This is a genomic window from Nitrosomonas oligotropha (assembly GCF_009833085.1).
GTDB classification, from domain to species: domain Bacteria; phylum Pseudomonadota; class Gammaproteobacteria; order Burkholderiales; family Nitrosomonadaceae; genus Nitrosomonas; species Nitrosomonas oligotropha.
In genome coordinates this window covers 1-3,581 of record NZ_QRBZ01000063.1, presented here as the reverse complement: position 1 = coordinate 3,581, position 3,581 = coordinate 1, and the positions used below count along the sequence as shown (strand labels likewise).

5 protein-coding genes and 1 pseudogene are annotated in these 3,581 nt (G+C 38.3%); 1 reads left to right on the top strand and 5 read right to left on the bottom strand.

Annotated features, from left to right (window positions below; translation table 11 throughout):
• Nucleotides 1-364 (top strand): tyrosine-type recombinase/integrase (locus ABD07_RS14550; RefSeq protein ID WP_420813537.1); only part of this gene is annotated, 364 nt, incomplete at its 5' end.
• A 113-nt stretch (nucleotides 365-477) separates the two neighbouring features.
• Here the strand turns inward: ABD07_RS14550 and ABD07_RS15380 are convergent.
• The 5 genes and pseudogenes from ABD07_RS15380 to ABD07_RS14525 form a co-directional block, all read right to left on the bottom strand.
• Nucleotides 478-1,231: pseudogene (locus ABD07_RS15380) on the bottom strand (helix-turn-helix domain-containing protein).
• Between the two features lie 116 nt (nucleotides 1,232-1,347).
• The gene (locus ABD07_RS14540; RefSeq protein WP_193566071.1) at nucleotides 1,348-1,779 is read right to left on the bottom strand and encodes a CBS domain-containing protein; all 432 of its coding nucleotides are present in this window, start codon (nucleotides 1,777-1,779) and stop codon (nucleotides 1,348-1,350) included.
• Between the two features lie 81 nt (nucleotides 1,780-1,860).
• Nucleotides 1,861-2,199 carry a hypothetical protein gene (locus ABD07_RS14535; RefSeq protein WP_160818893.1) on the bottom strand — a complete coding sequence of 113 codons (339 nt, stop codon included), beginning with the start codon at nucleotides 2,197-2,199 and terminating at the stop codon, nucleotides 1,861-1,863.
• A 156-nt stretch (nucleotides 2,200-2,355) separates the two neighbouring features.
• Nucleotides 2,356-2,574 carry a hypothetical protein gene (locus tag ABD07_RS14530; RefSeq protein ID WP_160818892.1) on the bottom strand — a complete coding sequence of 73 codons (219 nt, stop codon included), beginning with the start codon at nucleotides 2,572-2,574 and terminating at the stop codon, nucleotides 2,356-2,358.
• A gap of 553 nt (nucleotides 2,575-3,127) precedes the next feature.
• Nucleotides 3,128-3,445, bottom strand: coding sequence for a hypothetical protein (locus ABD07_RS14525; RefSeq protein ID WP_160818891.1), 318 nt, complete (start codon nucleotides 3,443-3,445; stop codon nucleotides 3,128-3,130).
• Nucleotides 3,446-3,581: the final 136 nt, after the last annotated feature.

The following is a 3,581-nucleotide window of genomic DNA, read 5'->3' as shown; positions in this document are numbered from 1 at the left end:
CCGTGAGTGCTTGGAAATACTGACTTCGTTAGAAAAATACAAATCAGGGAATGATGATCATGTGTTCGGCCGAAAACTCAGCGACGTAGCCATTAGCAAAATGCTTAAAAGTGTTTCTTACCCTGAAGCTACCGTACATGGCCTACGCAGTTCGTTTCGTGATTGGTGTGGCGACAAAACTAATTTTCCAAGGGAAGTTTGCGAAGCGGCATTAGCTCACGTGATTGAGAATCAAACTGAAGCTGCTTACCGGAGAACTGATTTATTTGAAAAACGACGTGAGTTAATGGCGAAGTGGGGAGAATATATCGATGAACGCTTCATTTATAAAAATGATCAGTGCAGAGTGTCTTCGAAAACATAGGCGTCGTTCAATAGTCATTTGATTCGTAATCAGAACGTGTCAAGAAAGATGAGCTAAATACAATTTAATTTAAGCTCTGCAAACAGGTATAGTCGCTTCCAAATTACAAACTTTTAAACCTTACAGTAAGAAGGAATCCAGCTTTTCTCGATTATGTAATCAGGTAATTGATTGAAATCAAAAGACTCCCCATCTCTAATCATTTTGTTTACGTCAAATAATATGCCAATTTCTGGGATATCATTAAAAAACATAGTGTAAAATGGCTTAACTAACCATTTAGAAACTCGCATCCCGGTAGGACCAATGAAATTTCTACGCTGTCCAACGTGAGCTACTTCATCTATGGTAATTTCATCTAGCAGTTCTTTTAGACGTATTTGAACTTCTGGTTCATCTACAAATAATTCATCAATCAAACGATTTAAGTGGCAATAATAAGTAACTCCCATTAATTCCGTCACAAAAGCAGGTGTATCTAGTAAAAAGGCAGGTAACTTAGGAAACTGCTCATAAATTTTTTCTTTAACCGGACTTAACGGCACCCACTCTACTTTACCCAGCCCACAAGTACGCAACATTTCATCATTGGAAACTCGAACTTGACCAAAAGCCGGTTGCTCCAGGGCAAAAGCAGTGACCGCTGCCTCCGTCGCTTCTTCTACACGGTTCTTAATGTTGGGCTTGCGCCCGGCTTGCATCAATCAGTGCCTCAACACCACCTGCTTCTACTGCTGCCTGATAGCGATAGAAAGTATCGCGTGAAAAACCCATCACCTTGCAAGCGCGGGATACATTGCCAAGCCCGGCTGCCAAATTAAGCAGACCTATCTTGTGTTTGATGACTTTCTGTTGAACACTACTCATGGGATTACTCCTTTACGCTTTCGCATTTGGTTGATAAAGTTTCGCACCTCTATCAAACCGGGTAATCCCACCCTTTGGCAAGATCCTTCTATCAGATCAAGTCTGAATTACTAAAGCTAAATCATCTTTCCAGTAGCTTTTTCAACAACATCGCTGATTTCCTGCTTATTATCATGTTTTCGGATTATTCTGCCGAAAGTTAAAATACCGCATATAGTGTCAGTTGCATCTTTCACAACCAACCGGCTGATATTGTTCGCGCCCATAACTATTGCCGCATCTTCCAGCGTATCTGTTTCCTGGCACGAATAAATGTCACTGGTCATATAGTCGCATACCTTCTCGTTCTTGGGGTCTTTGCCCTCGGCAAGGGCCCGGATAACGATATCACGATCTGTGATGATACCCTCAGGTATATGGTTTACTCCAGCCGGTAAAAAACCGCAACTGTATTCCTTCATTTTTTTCGATGCTTCTTCTAATGTTGCATTCGAATTGATGAGCTGTATATTGGTTTCCATTAATTTCTTTACTTGTATCTTTTCCATGATGATTTCCTTTAATACATTTGATTACTGAAATGATGCAATAACACCGAATTCTTAAAACCGTATCAATGCAAATGTAACTTAGTTGGTATTAAGGTTTGGTTGTGGATTTTGAGTCGCGCCAAGCGGATTGCCGGGGCTCGCTCCAGCAGGATTAGATGGATTTGGTGACGAAGAAGGCAGATGAGTTTTGTTTGATGATGAAGGCAGGTGTTTTGAGTCAGAGGAGCTTTCTATTTTTTGTCCTGAATGACCATCTTTATTTTTGATTGAATGATGCTGGCCACTATCTTTTCTGTCACCTTCAGCAAGAGTTTCAGGTGGGGTAGCATGTGACTGTGCAATAGCTATAGTACTTAATAATAAAAATACCCCTAGCGTGAGCATAAACACCATTGTCTCTGTCAAATTTTTAATCATGGCAGTTCTCCAATTAACGAGTTAAGATTTTCATAATCCTCTTAATTCTCATTTTGGTCGGTTTGTTAACGCACACACAGTAGATAAACTAGGGGGGCTATTTGAAAACCTCTTGGTTTGTATGGAATAAGAAATCCGCAGTGGATTGCTCACAATTCAATCATATAGCTTGCCATTAACAGGTGCGATATCAACAATGACTTCAATATCATAATCATCGCGCTTGAGCGCATTCACTAATCCTTCCTCCATTGCCAGATCCCACGCTTCATTACGATATTCTTCACTAGGAAGTTCTGCTAATTCACTAATAGGGTATTCGACTAATAAAATACCCGTTGATTTTTCGATAATTTTCACATTCTTTATAATCATCTAAACTCCAATTGGATTGAAATGTTAAAGAGGCATCATGAATCCATTGGGAAGATCATGTCTGTGTAATTGCTAACAAATCGATAAATGCGATTCATTAGTGAGTGGCTTAAACAATAAAAAACCCGCCGGGGCGGGTTAATATATTAAAAAGACTAAATTAACTTAAACTCAAATCAGCCTTCCACACTAATATTCCAATAAAAATTAATATTCCTAGAAATACAAAAAATAGAACACTAATTTTTGAAGATTCCTTTGCGCGATAATCTGGTGTTTTGTTATCCATAGTGTAAATTTTTGCTTTCTGAATTTAAAATAAAGAAAATTAAGTTCTTTATAGATAAAGGGATATTATTATATTAATTTTATGCATCTAAGTCTCTTCGCTTGATCGCCGACTTATAATAAAAATGAAATCCACCTAAGCTAGCTTAATTCAAGAATTATTTTTTCTTGTTTGGACTTTTATTTTTATCGTCTTCTTTCTTTTTATTTTTCGACTCAACATTTAATTTATGCATGATTGTCTCCTTAAAGGTGTTTAATAAAACTATCTACCAGCACTCCCAGCTGAAGATCCAGAACCTTGAGTGCCGGAACTGGACTGGCCATTACTTTCTTGACCTGTACCGCTTACCCCAGATTTTTCAGAACCGGAATTAGACCCAGATCCTTGATAATGAGGTTTATGGCTTGATCCTGAAGATTGTGATCCTGAGTTTCTATCTGATGAATCTGAGCCGCCAGGTGTTTTTCCATCTTTGTTCGTGCTGGTTTGTGCCAAAAATATATTTTTAGCCATAACTAATGGGCTAGCAAGAAGAATAATTGAGCCAATAATCATGGTAGTTAAAATATTTTTAATCATAAAAAACTCCTTTTTTGGTGATTGATCATCGTAAAGAGTTTATTTGTTATGTTCTGTACGCTACCTCGCTTTGACAGACAATAATTCATGTCGCGTACAAATCTACAAAATGCAAATAAAAAACCCGCTCGGGGCG

Excerpts from the sequence above, each read along its gene's own strand:
- ABD07_RS14535 (WP_160818893.1), bottom strand. The coding sequence starts at position 2,199 with ATGATTAAAAATTTGACAGAGACAATGGTGTTTATGCTCACGCTAGGG.
- ABD07_RS14530 (WP_160818892.1), bottom strand. The coding sequence starts at position 2,574 with ATGATTATAAAGAATGTGAAAATTATCGAAAAATCAACGGGTATTTTA.
- ABD07_RS14540 (WP_193566071.1), bottom strand. The coding sequence starts at position 1,779 with ATGGAAAAGATACAAGTAAAGAAATTAATGGAAACCAATATACAGCTC.
- ABD07_RS14525 (WP_160818891.1), bottom strand. The coding sequence starts at position 3,445 with ATGATTAAAAATATTTTAACTACCATGATTATTGGCTCAATTATTCTT.